We start from the raw sequence: 16,905 nt of genomic DNA on the forward strand, positions 1-16,905 counted from the left end.
GCAAGCCCCGCTGGTTCGTCAGTCGGGGCTTTTTTACGCCAGCCAAAATGTGGCTACTTCTTCGTCAACTCTTTATCCCACCCGTCAATCTCCGCCGAATGGTCACGATGGATGCGGTATTGCTTGAGGATTTCCTGGTGTTCCTGTTCCGCGAGTTCCCGGTCGATGGCAACTTCGTAGCCGGAGTAATCCTCGAGCATGATGAAGGGGGTCGTGGAGGTTTTCAGGCGTTTGTAAAATTCCTCAAAGGTGTTGAAGGTTTCGCCATTGAGCTTGTTGATTGCCATGGATGACAGGTCGTGGAAACCCAGGTTGCTGGAGGCGGCCAGCACCTGGGAGATGGTGACGCTTTCCTGCTTGTCCTTTTCCTTGTTGTCATCGTAATCCTCGCGGCTCAGGCAGGAGTCATAGGTGTCATCTGCCACGAATACGAAGCCGCCGAAAATGAAGTAGCGCGGTTCCTGGTCAAACACGTAAGTGCTTTCGTCAGCTTTGTCCAGCGGTAGCTCGACCTTCAGCGCCTCGCCGTCGCGCACGATGTCGAGCGCGAGGGTTTCGCCGACCTGGTGCAGGTCGAGGTAGTGGGCGAAATAGATGGTTTTGTGCGAATTGAGGGGCGATGTGCCGTCATCGTCGATGTTTTTGCCGTCGATGTGGGTGATGACATCGCCTTTTTGCAGCAGTTTTTCCGCTGAGGTATTGGCACACACTTTGTTGATCAGGATGCCGCTTTGCTCTTCGCCCAGCTGGTATTTCTTTTTCAGGGCGGGGCTGAGCAGCAGTTCCGCTTGCAGGGGTAATTCCGGGAAGCCGTCGTATTTGCCGTCCTCCATGTCTTGCAGAAAGCGTTTCACCATGATGGCGGGGATGATGTAGCCGATGTTTTCGCCCTCACCACCCGCTTTTTGCATCACCACACCGGCCACCTTGCCACCGGCAATGGCGGGGCCACCGCTGTTACCGGGGTTGATGGCGGCGTCAATCTGGATCATCTGGTAGGAAAGCCCGCTGTGGGTATACGGCAGGTATTCGATACGCGACACGATGCCGCGCGTGGTGCTGAGGGTGTCGCCGCCAATCGGGTAGCCGTAGACCATGATTTCCTGGTGGATGTCGGGTAGTTCGCCCAGTGGCAGCGGCTTGCCCTTGTTGAAAAAACGCTCGTCCTTGACTTTGAGGATGGCAATGTCGAGTTCGTGGGAAACGGTTTGCACTTCCGCCTGGTAGCGCTTGGGGTTGCCGTCGCGCTGGATTTCCACGAATACCTGGTCGGCCACCACATGGGCGTTGGTGAGGATGCGCTTGCCATCAATGATGAACCCCGAGCCGCTGGAGGAGATGCTATCCGCATTCCACGGGGAATAAGAGGTGTAGGATTTGCTGGTGACGTAGATTTTGACGACGGAATTTTCCAGCATCTGTTCTACTTGTGTATCGGCCCAGGCGGCGGAAAATAGCAGAGGCATGGCGAGCAAAGCCAGCAGGATAGCGGTGTGGCGGCAGAACGTGCGGAACATACGATACATACAGCAAGACTCAAAATACCCAAAGTGGGCGCTATTGTAGCCTAAACAATACGCGAATGGTTATGTCCCATCCTGAACAATTTTGCCGTCGACCATGCGGATTGCACGCCGCGCCCGCCCGCCGATATTGGCGTCGTGCGTGACGATGACCAGGGTAATGCCTTGCGTGTTCAGCGCTTCCAGAATGCGGATCACGTCGGTGCTGGAGTGGGTGTCGAGGTTGCCGGTAGGTTCATCCGCCAGCAGCAACGGTGCTTGCAGGATGGTGGCGCGGGCAATCGCTACCCGCTGTTGCTGGCCACCGGAAAGTTGCGCGGGGCGATGGTCGGCGCGTTCCGCCAGGCCGAGGCTGGTCAGCGCTTGCTGCACCTTCGGCCTGCGCTCGTTGGCGGGGATGCCGGTCAGCACCAGCGGCAGTTCCACGTTCTCGGCAGCAGTCAGGCGCGGGATCAGATGGAAGGACTGGAAGATGAAACCGATCTTTTCCCGCCGTACCTGCGCGCGTTGCTCTTCCGGCAGGGTGGTGAGTTCGCGGCCTTCCAGCCGGTAGGAGCCAGAATCGGCCTGATCAAGCAGGCCGAGCATGTTGAGCAGGGTGGATTTGCCGGAACCGGATGGCCCCATCACGCTGATGTAGTCGCCTGCGTGGATGTCGAGTGTCACATGGTCGAGGGCGTGAACGGTTTCATCCCCCACCTGAAAAAAGCGGCAAATATTCCTCAGTTGGATGAACGGCTCCCTTCCTCCTGGCGGGGGAGGGGTGGGGTGGGGGGGATGGCCAGGGGAAAACTTTTCACTCATCCCCGTTTTCCTTCGCTTTCACGGTAATGCCTTCCTTCACACCTTCTGCGCCCGGCGTGGTGACAATTTGTTGCCCTTCCTCCAGCCCCGCCGTGACTTCGGTCAATGTCCAGTTGCCGAGGCCGGTTTCGATACGGCGTTTTTCCAGCTTACCGTCGGTGTCAACCACGTAGACGTAATGGCTTTCCAGCAGGGCTTCGGTGGGGATGCGCAATACATCGGCGCGGGTTTCGAGGATGATGTCTACGTCGGCGCTGTAGCCGACCAGCAGTGCTTTGAGGTCGTCTGGGTTGTTGAAAGCCAGCTCGACTTCGACGGTACGCGCCTGTTTTTCCAGATCAATCACGTAAGAGCCGACGCGGGTGACGGTGCCGGGGAAATCACGCCCGCGCCAGGCGTCCAGCGTGATGAGGGCGGGCAGGCCGGGTTTGATTTTGGGTGCATCCACTTCGTCGATTGGGGCGCTGACCAGGAAACAACCGGGTTCGATCAGGTCGATGACCGGCAGGGTTTGGATGCCGGGAGGGGAAGGGGTGACGTATTCGTTGAGTTCGCCGTTGATGTCGGCCACTACACCCGGAAACGGCGCGGTGAGGATGGTGCGTTCCAGTTGCGCCTGCGCGGCTTTCAACTGTGCCTCGCTGACTGTGGTCTGTGCTTCGGCGGCCTTGCAGTTGGCGGCGGCGACCTTCGCGGCAGTGTTGGTCTTGTCCAGTTCCTCACTGGTAATGCTGCCGGACTGGCGCAGGCGGGCAGCACGGTCGGCGGCGCGGCTGGCTTCGGCGGATTGCAGGCAGGTGGCGTCACGTTGCTTGGCGGAGGCTTTCACGCCTTCCTCGGTGGACTTGAGGTTGGCTTCCAGATCCTTGTTCCACAGACGCAATAGCACATCGCCGCTCTGCACTTCAGTGCCTTTGGGGAATGGTAGGGCGCTGATCTGGCCGCCGAGGGAGGGGGAAAGTTTGGCGCGGCGGCAGGCTTTGACCGTACCGGCGCGGGTGTTGGCGACGGTGGCTTCGACCGTACCACGGGTAACTTTGCCGACGCTGACTGCCATGGCGTCGGGGTGTTGCCGTTGCCAGATGAACCAGCCAACTCCAGCAATCACCAGTAGGACAACAAGGATTCGGGAAATTCGCATGTCATGACTCCTTTTGTTCTTTTTAAACCTATTCGCAAGCCTCTGCAAATGTGGCATGGAATGAGGCAAGTGCGCAGAGGTTAGTGGCTAGCTAAAGCGTGCTAAACTCAACGTGTCCACCGACAGCACTGGTTGATTATGACGGCACGCAAAAAACTTCCCATCGGTATTCAGACCTTCGCCAAAATGCGCCAAGGTGATTATTACTATGTCGATAAAACAGCCATGATCAAAGACATGATCGACAATGGTACCCACTACTTCCTTTCCCGCCCGCGTCGCTTCGGCAAAAGCCTGCTGCTGGATACCATCAAGGAGTTGTTTGAGGGTAACGAGGAGCTGTTTCAGGGGCTGGCGATCCACGAGCATTGGGACTGGTCAACGCTGTTTCCGGTATTACGTTTCAGCTTCGGCTTTGGTAACTTCAGGCAGGCTGATTACCTGCAACACAACCTCGGCGCTCAGCTGGATCAGCTGGAACAGCAATTCAACCTGAAAACCACTTACACCACCTGCCCGGAACGCTTTCAGGCGCTGATTCGCCATGTTCATCAGCACAGCGGACAACCCGTTGCCATCTTGGTCGATGAATACGACAAGCCGATTCTGGATGCGCTGCAATACCCGGAAATTGCCAGGGACAACCGTGATTTTCTGCGCGGATTTTACAGCACTATCAAGGATTCGGATGCGCATGTCTGCTTCAACTTCCTGACCGGTGTTAGCAAATTTTCCAAAGTCAGCCTGTTTTCCGGACTGAACAACCTCAAGGACATCACGCTGGATCCGCGTTACAGCACCCTCTGCGGCTATACCGATGCCGATATTGATACAGTCTTCGCCGCTGAACTGCCGGGCTTGGATCGTCGGCAAATCCGTGACTGGTATAACGGTTATCATTGGCTGGGGGAGGGGGTGTATAACCCTTTCGACATCCTGTTACTGTTTGATGAGCGCCGTTTCAAAAGCTACTGGTTTGAAACCGGTACACCAACGTTTCTTATTGAACAATTGCTGCAAGGCCAGATACCCAGCCCCAAGCTGGACAACATGCTCAGCAGCAGCGCCATGCTTTCCAGTTTTGATGTGGGTGACATTGCGATCGAAGCCTTACTGTTCCAGACCGGCTACCTGACAATTAAAAAAGAGGAAAATCTGGGCGGACAATATTTTTATACGCTGGGTTACCCCAACCGCGAAGTTTACCAAAGTCTCAATGACAGCCTGCTTTCCGCGCTGGTAAAGGACAAGTCCCAACAAGTGGTTCATGCCAGCCAGTTATACCGGCTGCTGGCCAGTAATGATCTGGATGGTCTGCGCGGCCTGTTCCACGGCTTTTTTGCCAGCATCCCCCACCAGTGGTATCACAATAACGATATCCAGCACTACGAAGGTTATTACGCCAGCGTGTTCTACTCCTACTTTGCCTCATTGGGACTGGACATTACGCTGGAAGACACCAGTAATTGGGGGCGTATCGACATGACCCTCAAGTTCAACCAGCAAATCTACATTTTTGAGTTCAAGGTGGTCGAGTTTGTCCCGCAAGGCAAGGCACTCCAGCAAATCAAGGATAAAGCGTATGCTGACAAGTACCGTGCTTTGCAGCAGCCGCTTTATTTGCTAGGGGTGGAGTTCAGTAAGGCCGACCGCAATATCGTCAATTTTGAGTGGGAACAGGTAGCCGGATAGAAATGTAGTCATCTTGTTCCTGATCCAGGTATCCATTACCCTTCCAAGCATCCAGAAAGGTAAGGATTTACAGATGCACACAATGAATGAAGCCGAAGAACTGTTGTTGAAAGCGCAGTCAGGAGAGCTGGATAGTGAAACCTTCATCCAGCAGTTGATGGGGTTGACGCTGTTCATGCCGATTTATGAAAAGCACCAGATTGGTGGTTTGCAACCGACCACCGGGGATCAGGCGACGCCGCTGACGCTGGAGGATGAATCCGGGCAGAAGGTGCTGATCCTGTTCACCAGCCCGGAAATGGCAAAAAATTTCGTCAAGGATTTCCCTGGCTATGGCGGTGGCCTGTTGGCGGAATTCAAGTGGGTCATCGAGAAGGTTGGGGTGGGTTACAGCATTTCGATCAACCCCGACAATGAACTCGGGATTGATCTGGAGGTGGGGATGTTACAGGGGATTCACTGAAGGTATTGCGACCAGTCGCGGTAATCTTTGCCGAACACGAAGAAATGCGGGTTCAGCAGCGATTCCTTGGTGTTGTAGCGCAGCGGTTGCATATCAGTGCGGGTGAAATGCCCGCCAGCTTCTTCCACAATAATTTGTGCCGCTGCGGTATCCCATTCGGAGGTCAGGCCGATGCGGGGGTAAATGTCCGCCGTGCCTTCCGCCACCATGCAGGCTTTCAAAATGCTGCCCATGGAAACCAGCTCATGTTCCCCGATGTTTTCCAGAAATGCCTGCAAGCCTGCGCTGGCATGGGAGCGGCTGCCGACCACGGAAAGCGGTGAGCCTGTAGCGCGTACCGAAATGGAGGCGGTGTCATCCCCGGTGCGTTTAAATGCGCCGCTGCCCTTGCAAGCAAACCAGGTGGTTTTGAGTACCGGGGCGTGTACGACGCCCAGCACAGGGATGTTGTCATGCACCAGCGCAATCAGGATGCTGAATTCGTCATTGCGCTTGATGAATTCCTTGGTGCCATCCAGCGGGTCGACCAGCCAGTAGGTTTGCCACTGGCTGCGTTCCTCAAACGGCAGCTCGCTGGCGTTTTCCTCCGACAAAACCGGATATTGCGGTGTCAACGCTGCCAAGGCATCGACGATATGGTGATGGGATGCCAGATCGGCAGCCGTCAGTGGGGAGTTATCGTCTTTGTGTTCCACCGAAAAATCGGCTGAATTGTAGACTTTCATGATTTTTTCGCCTGCCTGCCGTGCAATGTCGACGGTGGTGGGCATAAGTTGGTTCAGGTTCATCAGGTTTCCTTTATTGATGCTGCTTCAGCCAGTCACATGCCAGAAACAGTGCCAGCAGGCTGCGGCCTTCGGTGAAGTCGTCCTGTAACAGCAATTCTTCCATATCGTGCAGTTTCCACGGCACGACTTCCAACGGCTCCGGCTCGTCGCCTTCCATCTGTTTGGGGTAAAGGTCGCGCGCCAGCACCAGATGGGTGTGGTGTTGCATGTAGCCGGGTGACACGCTGATGCTGCGCAACAGGTGCAGGTCGCGCGCGCCGTGGCCGACTTCTTCCATGATTTCACGGTTGGCGGCTTCCAGCGGGCTTTCGCCGGCTTCGATATGGCCTTTGGGGAAGGCAAGTTCGTAACGCCCGGTGCCTGCGGAATATTCGCGGATCAGCAGCAGGGTGTCATCTTTCAGTAGTGGTACGATCAGCACAGCGCCATTGCCACGGTTGGCAAGGCGCTCATAGATGCGGCGCTCACCGTTACTGAATTCCAGGTGGACTTCTTCCACATGGAACAGGCGGCTGCTGGTGACGGGCTTAACCGCGTGGATTCTGGGTGGTTTTTGCATCAGCCGATTCTAGCATTACCACGCCTGACTTATCACCTTGTCACCGTGCAGGTAATGGATGTTATTGCCGATCATCACCGAACGGTCATACGGCCACAGGTAGTTGGAGTAGTAGCCGTAAGGGTCATTACTGGCAGCCGCTTCGCTGACGATTGGGGTCAGTGTCTGCATGACGCCGTTGCGGGTGTCGATGTTGAGGCGATATAGCTCATCCTGCGTCCAGTTGTAATACGTGCTGGGGCCGGAGGAATAACTGGGCGTGCCTTCGTGCAGGCTGACCGGCAGCGCCATTTGCAGGTTGTCGCCGTTTTGCAGAGTAGTCAGGGCATGGTGGGTCTGGGAAACGGCGGTTTCCGTGCCGCGCTTGCCGATGATGATTTTCTGTTTTTCATAAGGGGCAGAGGAGCTGGTGATGTCGATCAGCGACAGTTTTACCCCTTGATACCATGCACCTCGGCCTTCGTCACCGAAACTGCCGCTGGTGTCGATAACAGCGTCTTTGCCGACACCGAGCAGGTAGTTTGTTCCCACCGGATGCAGGTAGTCGGAATAGCCGTCAATCTTGAGTTCGCTGGCGATGAATGGGTCAGTCGGGTTGGAAAGGTCAAGGATGTACAGCGGGTCGGTGGTACGGAAAGTTACCAGATAACCCTTGTCGCCAAGGAAGCGGGTAGCGTAAATCTGTTCGCCGATCTTGCCCAATGGTGCAGGCCGAGTGCTGTTGGGCAGCTTGGCGAGGATGTCCAGCGACTGGCTAGCGCTGTTTTCCTGCAAGGTGTACAAGCTGGCCGGGGAGGCGGTGCGGTCATTCCAGCTGCCGGTATAGGTGATCAGGCGCAACACACCGTTGTATTCGCTCATGCGGAATGGTTTCAGATCCTGCTGCCAGCCTAGGTGGCCGTTGACGCGCCCGGAACCCCGGTAGTCGATGTCGCCATTTTCCAGCGAGAATTTGTGCAGGTCGGTGGTAATGGCAGGGTCGTATACGGCGATGGTGGTACTGGCCCCGCCACTGCTGCTGGCCGTGGTGGTGTAATTGTACTGGGTGGTCGCCAGATAGATGGCGTCAAGGGAGGCGTACAGGGTTTCGGTATCGCCGACGAAACATTTGCCACGCGGTGTGGGCGTGCTGCTGTTGAGGTCAATCGCCAGCAGACTGATCACACTGCTCTGGTAGCTTGTTTTGCCGCTGTATTGGGTAGTGAAGCAGTCATTGGCAGCGAAGATTTCCGCTTTCGCATTGTTGTTGAGCTGATAGTCGGGCAGGAAATCCGCCAAGTCGGCGTTATTGATCAGGTTGCGGTTGGCTGCGGCCTCGTCTTCACTGATTGGGTATGGGTACAGGCCGGGCAGGCTGGGGCTGTGGCGGGTGGCCAGATACAGGGTGGAGCCGATTTTGCGGCTGCTGATAACCTGCCCATCGATCGTCAGCTTGGCGGTTTGGGTGGGGTTTTCCGGCGTGGAAACGTCCAGCAGGTAAACCTGGCTTTGCTGGTTCATCCAGTAAGTGGGGGCGAACCAGTTGTCCCAGATACCGAACATCTGGCCTTTTTCGGCCAGCGCCACCAGCTTTTGCCCGTTCAGGTACAAGCCGTTGGGAATAATGCTGCTGTCGCTGTCCAGCGGCATTTCCTTGGCCAGGGTGGAACTGGCCTGATTGGTCTTGAAAATACGTAGCGTGGGCGGTTGGGGCATCGGGGCAGGCAATGACGTGCTCACCGCTACGTCCGCCGCAGTAGTGGCTACGCCGGTGCTTGCCAGCGGGACGGCAATGCCGACCGGATAGTCGTAAGTGGTGGTGCTGAGGGTGTAAAGGTAGTTACCGTCGGTTTTGATGCGGTCAGCCTCATCCACTCCGGCTTCCTGGATATTGGTGCTAGAAAAACTGCTGGCAGCAGCGCTGTCAGTGGAGGTGGCAGTGGCCGAACCGACAGCGGGAGCGTAAACCGGATATAATTCGCGGGTAGTGCCGTAATCGTCCAGCAACTGCTGTTTGAACTGGGCTTCCAGTTCCGGGTTGCTGGCGGCCTGTTTGAGGGCAGGTTTGTTGGCGGTGTTTGTGCTATCGGTCGTTCCGCTGGCGGTACCAGAATTGCTACCGGTTGTGCTACCAGTCGTTCCACTGGCGGTGTCAGAATTGCTGCTGGTATTGTTGACCGTGGTGCTTGTGCCGCCGCCACCGCAAGCCGTGAGCAGCAAAGCGATGGAAAGGCTTAGCCCCAATTGCCGTAAATTTTTCATAGAAACCCTCCGCTGGCATGATTACGATGCCGTTTTTAGTGATTTGGAAGCCCATAACAGTGGATTATAGAACAAGCCGTTTTTTCCCGATAGATTTGGATTGGGATAATATCCAGACAGTTTTTCTCGACATGGATGGTACCTTGCTGGATTTGCATTTCGACAACCATTTCTGGCTGGAACACCTGCCGGTGCGGCTGGCGGAACAGCGTGGGGCAACGCCGGAGGAAATCCGCGCTTACCTGCACGAGCGTTACACCGAAATGGAAGGCACGTTGGAGTGGTATTGCCTTGATTACTGGCAGAATCATCTGGGAACCGACCTGGTGGAGCTTAAGCACGAGGTTGCCGACCGCATCCAGATCCGCGCGCATGTGGAACGCTTTCTGGAGTCGCTGCACGCACGCGGCAAGCGGGTCGTGTTGCTGACCAATGCGCACCAGAAAAGCGTCGGTCTGAAATTCGGCTATGTGGCACTAGAGCATTATTTCGACCACATCATTACCTCGCATTCGCTGGGGCTGCCGAAAGAGCACCCGGATTTCTGGCAGAAGCTGGCTGAGGTGGAAGCTTATTCGCCTGCGCATTCGCTGTTCATTGACGACAACCTGCATGTGCTGCGTTCGGCGCAGGCGGCGGGAGTAAAGTATTTGTTGGCAATCCGTGAGCCGGATTCGCGGCAACCGCCGAAGGATACGCAGGAGTTTACGGCGGTGGAGTGTTATACGCAGTTGTTGCCGTAGGTGGGTGGGGTATGTTTTCCCCAGGGTACTGAATCAGCTCCGCCCGCAACTGTTGGTAAAGCCTGTCTGCCCATGCTGGTAGATTGGTCAGGTCTGGCTTACTGCCGTTGAGCCGAAAGTCGGTTGGCGCAATCACCACGCGCACGTTTTCTTTGCCCACCCACGCAGTCAGGGCGAACAGTTCCTCAGCCGCCGCATCACCCATGGCCAGACAGCCGATGGATTTGGCCTTGCCGTGGATCATGATGTCGGAACCAGGGTCAGCGCGCCCTTCCGCCTGCGCCATGGCGAGGTCGAAGGCATTCGGGTAGCTGAGTTTCATGGAAACGTGGAACAGGCTGTTGGGGTTGAGGTATTCGACACCGTAGATACCTTCCGGCACTTGGCGGTCGCCTTCGCGTAGTTTCGGGCCGGGCGCGCCGCTGGCGGCCTGGATCGGGTAATGGCGCACATAACGCCATGCGCCTTGCCGGTTGCTGGCGTAAAGTTCCAGCCGTTTGCTGTCCTTGAATGCCAGCAACGCGATGGCGGCAGGAGGGAACGGCACGTCCGCCTGCTGGAAATGGAGGGCGAGTCTGACTGTGGCGGCGGTTCCGAACTGCTCCAGCCGTTCCTCGACAGTCAGTTTGTCGCTGGTTTTGAGTGTCACGTAATCCTTCAGAATGCCTATCTCTGCGAGATAACGGAAGGATAATACCCCGCTGGTGACGGCAAGGGTGAGTAATATGGCTAAGAGCTTGTGCATGGATGTGCTGCCTCCCCGCTGTTGTTATGTTTATTGCGGGGAGGCAGTTTACCGATGGTTTGTGCAGGAAGGGCTGTGGGGAATTTGGAAAATGCGTGCAGGTGTTGTTGCCCTGGCCCGTTCATGCCATCACTATTCCTTGAAGCTTCTTTTGCGTTGGGAAATGACGGATTTTTAATACCTGCCATCCGGCCAATGCCATGGCGGCTCATCCAGCATCCGCAAGCCTTGCACCTGCGTTTGCCCCAGGTGTTTTTCCAGCGCGAGGGTGTGGCAGGCGGGCGCTTCCTCAAGCGCGGCAATCAGGCGGCTGGCGTGTGATACCACCCACACCTGTGTCTGCCCGGCGGCGTGGATGATCAGCCGCGCCAGGGCAGGCAGCAGGTCGGGGTGCAGGCTGGTTTCCGGCTCGTTCAGCACCAGCAGCGGCGGCGGGCGCGGGGTCAGCAGGGCGGCCACCAGCAGCAGGTAACGTAGTGTGCCGTCGGAAAGTTCCGCCCCGGTCAGGGGGCGCACCAGCCCATGCTGATAAAATTCCAGCGCAAAACGCCCGTCACCGCCCTCTTCCGGTGACTTGATGCGTAGGCGTGCGCCGGGGAAGGCGTCGCTGATGGCTTGCTCCAGCGCTTGCGGGTTGCCGATTTCACGGATGGTTTGCAAGGCGGCGGCAAGGTCGCGCCCGTCGTGGTGTAATACCGGCGTGCGCGTGCCGAGTTGTGGCTGGCGGGCAGGCGCGTCGGCATCGGTGCGGAAGTAGTCGTAAAACCGCCAGTTGCGGATGGTTTCGCGCAGTTGCAGGGTTTCCGGGGTGCGTGCCGGGTCGGCGGTCTGGCTGAACATGCTGTCAAAGTGGTTCAGGTGCTGGGTCATGACCGACCATTTGCGCCCTTCGCGCACTTTGACCACCGTGTTGTCGCGCTCTACCAAGGCAGTGGCGGGGCGGTAATGGTCGCCGCCCCAGATGCATTCATGCTTGATCTCGGGGTCACGGGTGAATCGGGAGGCTGATGGGACGGGCAAGCCCAAGGCAATGGCGTAGCCGAAATCTTTCCCGGCAAACCCCAACCGCAGGCGCACCCGCTTGCGTACCGTGCCTTCGATGGGGGCTTCGCCGCTGAGCATGTCCCGCGAAAAGCGTTCCGGGCCTGCCCACAGGGTGGAATCCAGCCCGCCTTCCCGCGCCAGCGCGTTGACCACGCCGCCTTGCGCGGTTTCCGCCAGCAGCCGCAGGGCGCGGTAAAGGTTGGATTTACCGCTGCCGTTCGCGCCGGTAATGAGGTTGAGCTGGCCGAGCGGGATGGTCAGCTTCAGCAGGGAACGGTAGTTGGCGATGGCAAGGGTGTGGAGCATGATCCCAATCTTAGCCAATTGTGTAAGGCGCTACCACGCCTGCGACCAAAAATTCCCGTTGTGGAAATAATGCACATAATCGCCGAACAGCACACTACGGTCGTTCTGCGGATACATCCAGTATTCCTCCCGCCCGCGTTCGGTGATCAGCGGGGCAAGCTGGCGGATTTTCTTCGCGGCCTTGTCCACTTCAAAGCGGTACAGCCCGGTCTGGGTGTGGTCGTAGTAGTTGGATGGATGCTGCTGCATTCCGGTAGGAACAGTGTCGTGCAGCTTGATGGGCAAGGCAACCCGCAGCTTGTTCCCGGCTGGCAACACGGTCACGGCATGGTGGTCGTGCAGGGCTGCCGAATCCGTGCCACGCTTGCCGAGGATGAGGGTATCCACTTCCTTCAACGCGCCGGGTTTGCTGGTGTCTATCAGCGACAGTTTCATGCCCTGATACCATGCGCCCCGGAAATCGCCGTTGGGGTCGGGGATCGCGTCTTTGCCGATGCCCAGCAGCAAATGCTCGCCGATCGGGTGCAGGTAGTCGGAAAAGCCCGGCATTTTCAACTCGCCCGCGATGTACGGGTCACGCGGGTTGCTCAGGTCGAGGATGTACAGCGGGTCGGTGCTGCGGAAGGTGACGAGGTACGCCTGATCGCCGACAAAGCGCGAGGCATAAAGCTGCTCTTCCGGCTTGCCCAAGTGCTGGGGGCGCTGGCGGTTGGGCAGTTGGGAAACCAGTTGCAGGCCATCCTGGCCGCCTTCCTTGAGGATGCTGAGGATGCCGGGGGAGCTGCCATAAGGCGCGGACACGCTCATGCCGGGGGTCATGAACTGATCGTTTTCGCTGATCACGCGCAGGTAGCCATCCTGCTCACTCAGACGGAAGGAGGCTTCCTGCCCGCTCAGACGCCCCGGCACGTTGCCGCTGCCACGGTAGGCGATGCCGGTTCCGGCAAAGGCAAACTTGTGGATGTTGGTGCTGCTGCGTGCGCCTTGCGCCTGGTTGTACTGGTAATTGGTGGTGGCCAGGTACAGGGCTTGCGGCGAGGCATACAGCGTTTCCGGGTTGCCTGCGTAGCAGCGGCTGCTGAAACTGAAGCCGGGGGCGTTCAAATCCACCGCAATGATGCTGGTGATGCTGCTGTTGCCGTAACCGTAAGGATAGCCACTGGCGCTTTCCTGTTCCTTGGCGGGTTTGCGTTCGATGTAGCAGTTGTCAGGCGTGACCAAAGGCGCAGCCTTGCCGCCATTACTGCGGTAGGTGGGGAGCAGGTCTTGCGCGGTGATGTTGTCCAGCTTGTCGCCGTACTGGAAATCCATCTGCGGGTAGTGCTGCATGACCAGATACAGGGTGTCGCCCACGCGGCGGCTGGAATGCAGCGTGCCGTCGAGCTTCACATCCAGCGCGGTGTTGGCCTGTTCGGGCTGGCGGATGTCGAGGTAACGCAGTTCGGTTTGCTGTGGCATGGGCATGATGTAGGCCATGCCAGGCGCGGGTTTGGGCGTGGCTGGTGTTTGCACATAGGTGTCACCGAGCGCCACCAGACGGCGCTGTTTGCCCGCGAGGTAGAGGTTGCTCAGGTTGCTGTCGGGCAGGGTGATGCGCTTGACTTCCTGCAAGTTTTTGCCGCCTGCGTTGATTTGCATGATGCGCAGGGTGTTGTTCTGGTATTGCTGGTTGTTGGGTGCGCCGATGGCGTAGATGTGCTTGCCGTCGGTCTTGAGCAGGTCGGCTTCGTCCACGCCGCGCTCTTGCAGGTTGGTGGTGGAAAAGGCCGGGCCTTTGTAGTTGCCAGCCGCCTGTACTTTGGGGGCGGCAGGTGCTGGCGCGGCGGCGGGTGCACCAACGGCGGCAGGTGCAGGGCAAGGGCCACCACGCCCGCAAGGTGGTGGTGGGTTCAGGTAGGGTTGCAGCAGGTAATCGCGCAGTTCTCTGGCGCTGGCTTTTTTCAGGCCGCCGGTTTCGGTGTCGGTGGGCGTTTCGAGCGAGGCGCAGGAAACCACCCATGGGACGGTCAATACGGTGACAAGGCTGGTGAGTGTTGTTGTTTTCATGGTGAGTCCTTGATGTGAGGTATCAGTGCCATGTTAGACAGTGTGCTTGTGTAAAGGTTGCGGCGGGCGGGTCGCCCCATGAGTGTGGAAGACATGATGATTGCTGCCATTGCCTATACACAGGATGCCGTGTTGGCGACGCGGAACGTGAGTGATTTTGATTTTTTGCCGGGGTTAGCTCTGGTTAATCCTTGGCTGGTCTCGCAGGTTTAATGACGGAGTTCGTTTGTCGCATGTTGTGCCCTCCTTTCGTACTTGGAGGCGTGGACGTGGTTGGAAATTCAGGCTGTTCCATGATTCACAGCCTTCGTCTGTTCTTTATACCAACGTGAATCCAGCCACCAGATAGCCATGCACCCCGCCGCATACATCAGAATATCGTGAAAACTGAAACTCGTCCCCAGTACCACCCGCACCCAGCCAGTCAGATGCAGTAAATCCGCCAGCCGGAACAACTGTGCCAGCTCAATTGCACAAGCGAAAATGAAAACGGCGATAGCCAGCCGTTTCGGCTCCACATTCCAGAAGGCTTTCACCACGCAATACACCAGCATTACCACCAGAAAGTCGCCGAAATAGGCGCGGATGAAGTGATAGCCGTTGAGTTTGGTGGCAATAATGACTTCCACCACGAAGAGCACGATGGCGGCCAGTAGCATTGTTGGGTTTAGACGCATGTTGCTTCCTTTATGATGTGCCGGATTCATCAGCCCGTATACCACCAGGTCATCTTCATTGCACCTGCGCCGCATCCGAGAGTGCAAACGGGCGCGGTTACAGGCGGTCAGTGTTGAGTGTGGGTAGGCGTAGCATGGCGATCCTCCATTAGGGAATTAGCAGGTTCACGATGGTTTTGCCTCCGTTACCAGCCGTAGAAACATCATCAATGCCTCCTCCGCAACCGAGCCTTGTTGTTTACCGGTATATTCCTCATCCAGTAAGCTGGCGGGCTGAATTTTACCATTGAGGTAGGCGGAAATTCGCTGTACCCGCTCATTACTGGCGGGCGTACCCGGCTTGAGGCTGTTGGGGCTGATCAGCATTCCCACCAGCGCGATGAATTCCTCATCAGTCAGCGCATGGAACGCCTTACCGAAATAGGTGTGGGCGGCATTGGCGAAACCGTGTATTGCCCTCCCGTCTTCGTTACCCAGATACGAGATGTTGAGGAAGAGCTTCAGTTGTTCATCCTTACTGGTCAAGGCATCCAGTGCGTATTGGGCAATCAGGGTCTGGCGGATTTTGGCGAGGCCGGGCTGAAAGCCTTGTGGGAAATACAGCAGTTTCGCCAAGCCCTGCGTGATGGTGGTCATGCCCGCGCCAGGTGTGGCGAGGTCAACGCCGTGGTGGGTCAGGAATGTTGGGTCTTCGATCGCCAGCAGCATGGCCTTGCGTGCGGGGGAAAGCGCTTCCGGAGTCAGTTCCGTTCCATGCCGTTCAAACGCAGCGGCGACCAAGGCAGGCGTTTGTTCGCGGGCGCTCCGGATTTCGTTAGCATACCAGACTGCCATGGCCAGCAAACCTAACGTGATGACGCTTATGAAACGCGAAAGTATGCGCATGATTTTTCTCCTTTTCGTTATACAGCCTTGGCTGGCATTATTACCGGCAGGTTTGCAGCAAATTTGCAGACTTGAGGGATATTTTGAGGAAATGAGATGATGCAAGTGTTCTGGCTAAGCGTGTTTTTCGCTGTCCTGATCTGGTCGGGGATCAACCCGAAGGATTATTTCACCTGGATTCTGGAAGTCGCGCCTGCCTTGATCGGTCTGGTGGTGCTGGCGTTCACCCGCCGCTCGTTTCCGCTGACGCCGCTGGTGTACGGGCTGATCCTGCTCCATTGCATCATCCTGATGGTGGGTGGGCACTACACGTATGCGGAAGTGCCGCTGTTCGACTCCTTCAAGGGCTGGTTCGGTTTCGAGCGTAACAATTACGACAAGGTGGGGCATTTCGTACAGGGCTTTGTGCCGGTGATGATTGCGCGCGAAATTGTGATCCGCAAGCAGGTGTTTAACGGAAACGGCTGGATGAATTTCTTCATCGTCTGTTTCTGTCTTGCGCTCAGTGCCTTCTACGAGCTGATTGAATGGCTGGTGGCGGAACTTTCCGGCACTTCCGCCGAGGCTTTTCTGGGTACGCAGGGGTATGTTTGGGATACGCAGTCAGATATGGCGTTGGCGCTGTTTGGTGCTATGGTTGGTTTGGTTTTGCTGGCAAAGCTGCATGACCGGCAGTTGCAAGTCCAATAAGGAAAAAAAGAGGAAGTCTGTTCTGCGCAGAATGGGCAAAATCCCTCTACACAACTGTCTTGCTGACAAAAAGTGACCCGTTTACTTCACCTTCAGAACGGTAAATGGCTGTTGTCCCCGGCATTTTGACCAGCCACACCTCTTTAGCGCCTTTGGCCAGATACAACAAAACCTTATCCTGCATTTCGACAAACGTATTGGACGGGGAAACAACCTCTACACAAATCTCGGGAGCCTTGGTAAACGGTGTCCGGTCGCCCTGCTCTTCAACAAAAGCGGGGCTACACCAGGCGACATCCGCCACTTTCACGCCTTTCGGTGTATCAATGGAGCACTCGGTAATGACCCGCCCGGTATCCAGTTGGGAGCGCAGCAACCACACCAGTTCACTCTGCAAAAAGCCGTGGAAATTCGAGGCTGGTGACATTTCGATGTGCCCCTTTTCGTTTAACTCGATTTTAAATGGCAGATTTTTCAGAGAAGGGTCTGCCAGGACATCTGCCCACTGCATGATAGTCTCCATCAGTCCTGTGGTTACCGCCTCAGTATAGCGGAATC

General features: G+C 56.8%; 17 protein-coding genes. 5 read left to right on the forward strand and 12 right to left on the reverse strand.

What is annotated here, in order from left to right; all coding sequences use genetic code 11:
• Positions 1 to 53: 53 nt before the first annotated feature.
• From THINI_RS15500 to THINI_RS15510, 3 genes are read right to left on the reverse strand one after another with little or no spacing between them, the layout of a single operon-like run.
• Positions 54 to 1,526: a S1C family serine protease gene (locus THINI_RS15500; RefSeq protein WP_002709499.1), complete on the reverse strand. Its 1,473-nt coding sequence runs from the start codon at positions 1,524 to 1,526 to the stop codon at positions 54 to 56.
• A gap of 60 nt (positions 1,527 to 1,586) precedes the next feature.
• Positions 1,587 to 2,327 (reverse strand): ABC transporter ATP-binding protein, encoded by a 741-nt coding sequence (locus THINI_RS15505; RefSeq protein WP_002709500.1) that lies wholly within the window; start codon positions 2,325 to 2,327, stop codon positions 1,587 to 1,589.
• Positions 2,320 to 3,468, reverse strand: coding sequence for an efflux RND transporter periplasmic adaptor subunit (locus THINI_RS15510; RefSeq protein ID WP_002709501.1), 1,149 nt, complete (start codon positions 3,466 to 3,468; stop codon positions 2,320 to 2,322). The genes THINI_RS15505 and THINI_RS15510 overlap by 8 nt, the downstream gene beginning before the upstream one ends.
• A gap of 138 nt (positions 3,469 to 3,606) precedes the next feature.
• Here THINI_RS15510 and THINI_RS15515 point away from each other — a divergent pair, with 138 nt between their 5' ends.
• Both THINI_RS15515 and THINI_RS15520 read left to right on the forward strand, forming a co-directional pair.
• A complete protein-coding gene (locus THINI_RS15515) occupies positions 3,607 to 5,160 on the forward strand; it encodes an ATP-binding protein (RefSeq protein ID WP_002709502.1) in 1,554 nt (517 codons plus the stop codon).
• 73 nt (positions 5,161 to 5,233) lie between these two features.
• Entirely contained in the window at positions 5,234 to 5,623 is a 390-nt protein-coding gene (locus tag THINI_RS15520) for an SseB family protein (RefSeq protein WP_154724426.1), read from the forward strand.
• Here THINI_RS15520 and cysQ read toward each other — a convergent pair.
• The 3 genes from cysQ to THINI_RS15535 are packed head-to-tail and all read right to left on the reverse strand — an operon-like array spanning position 5,617 to position 9,211.
• Positions 5,617 to 6,411, reverse strand: coding sequence for a 3'(2'),5'-bisphosphate nucleotidase CysQ (gene cysQ / locus THINI_RS15525; protein WP_002709504.1), 795 nt, complete (start codon positions 6,409 to 6,411; stop codon positions 5,617 to 5,619). The genes THINI_RS15520 and cysQ overlap by 7 nt on opposite strands.
• A 10-nt stretch (positions 6,412 to 6,421) precedes the next feature.
• Positions 6,422 to 6,970 (reverse strand): ADP compounds hydrolase NudE, encoded by a 549-nt coding sequence (gene nudE / locus THINI_RS15530; RefSeq protein WP_002709505.1) that lies wholly within the window; start codon positions 6,968 to 6,970, stop codon positions 6,422 to 6,424.
• Positions 6,971 to 6,985: 15 nt separating this feature from the next.
• Positions 6,986 to 9,211, reverse strand: coding sequence for a beta-propeller domain-containing protein (locus THINI_RS15535; RefSeq protein WP_002709506.1), 2,226 nt, complete (start codon positions 9,209 to 9,211; stop codon positions 6,986 to 6,988).
• A 59-nt stretch (positions 9,212 to 9,270) separates the two neighbouring features.
• On the opposite strand from THINI_RS15535, the gene yrfG reads away from it, so the two are divergent.
• Entirely contained in the window at positions 9,271 to 9,954 is a 684-nt protein-coding gene (gene yrfG / locus THINI_RS15540) for a GMP/IMP nucleotidase (RefSeq protein WP_002709507.1), read from the forward strand.
• Here yrfG and THINI_RS15545 read toward each other — a convergent pair.
• From THINI_RS15545 to THINI_RS15555, 3 genes are all read right to left on the reverse strand, one after another.
• Positions 9,917 to 10,699 carry a L,D-transpeptidase family protein gene (locus THINI_RS15545; RefSeq protein ID WP_002709508.1) on the reverse strand — a complete coding sequence of 261 codons (783 nt, stop codon included), beginning with the start codon at positions 10,697 to 10,699 and terminating at the stop codon, positions 9,917 to 9,919. The genes yrfG and THINI_RS15545 overlap by 38 nt on opposite strands.
• A gap of 174 nt (positions 10,700 to 10,873) precedes the next feature.
• A complete protein-coding gene (locus THINI_RS15550) occupies positions 10,874 to 12,049 on the reverse strand; it encodes an AAA family ATPase (protein WP_002709509.1) in 1,176 nt (391 codons plus the stop codon).
• 30 nt (positions 12,050 to 12,079) lie between these two features.
• On the reverse strand, positions 12,080 to 14,095 hold the full coding sequence (locus THINI_RS15555; protein ID WP_002709510.1) for a beta-propeller domain-containing protein: 2,016 nt from the start codon (positions 14,093 to 14,095) through the stop codon (positions 12,080 to 12,082).
• 78 nt (positions 14,096 to 14,173) lie between these two features.
• Between THINI_RS15555 and THINI_RS27040 the strand changes: the two genes are divergently transcribed.
• Positions 14,174 to 14,308: a PIN domain-containing protein gene (locus tag THINI_RS27040; RefSeq protein WP_281054678.1), complete on the forward strand. Its 135-nt coding sequence runs from the start codon at positions 14,174 to 14,176 to the stop codon at positions 14,306 to 14,308.
• 68 nt (positions 14,309 to 14,376) lie between these two features.
• Here the strand turns inward: THINI_RS27040 and THINI_RS15560 are convergent, their stop codons facing one another.
• The gene (locus THINI_RS15560; protein ID WP_002709511.1) at positions 14,377 to 14,772 is read right to left on the reverse strand and encodes a ribosomal maturation YjgA family protein; all 396 of its coding nucleotides are present in this window, start codon (positions 14,770 to 14,772) and stop codon (positions 14,377 to 14,379) included.
• 165 nt (positions 14,773 to 14,937) lie between these two features.
• Positions 14,938 to 15,657 (reverse strand): transglycosylase domain-containing protein, encoded by a 720-nt coding sequence (locus THINI_RS15565; protein WP_002709512.1) that lies wholly within the window; start codon positions 15,655 to 15,657, stop codon positions 14,938 to 14,940.
• 96 nt (positions 15,658 to 15,753) lie between these two features.
• Here THINI_RS15565 and THINI_RS15570 point away from each other — a divergent pair, with 96 nt between their 5' ends.
• Positions 15,754 to 16,347, forward strand: coding sequence for a DUF2238 domain-containing protein (locus THINI_RS15570; protein ID WP_211206987.1), 594 nt, complete (start codon positions 15,754 to 15,756; stop codon positions 16,345 to 16,347).
• Positions 16,348 to 16,393: 46 nt separating this feature from the next.
• Here THINI_RS15570 and THINI_RS15575 read toward each other — a convergent pair whose 3' ends face one another.
• Complete coding sequence (locus THINI_RS15575; protein WP_040840890.1) at positions 16,394 to 16,858, reverse strand: Uma2 family endonuclease; 465 nt, start codon at positions 16,856 to 16,858, stop codon at positions 16,394 to 16,396.
• Positions 16,859 to 16,905 lie beyond the last annotated feature (47 nt).

It is taken from the genome of Thiothrix nivea DSM 5205 (assembly GCF_000260135.1).
GTDB classification, from domain to species: domain Bacteria; phylum Pseudomonadota; class Gammaproteobacteria; order Thiotrichales; family Thiotrichaceae; genus Thiothrix; species Thiothrix nivea.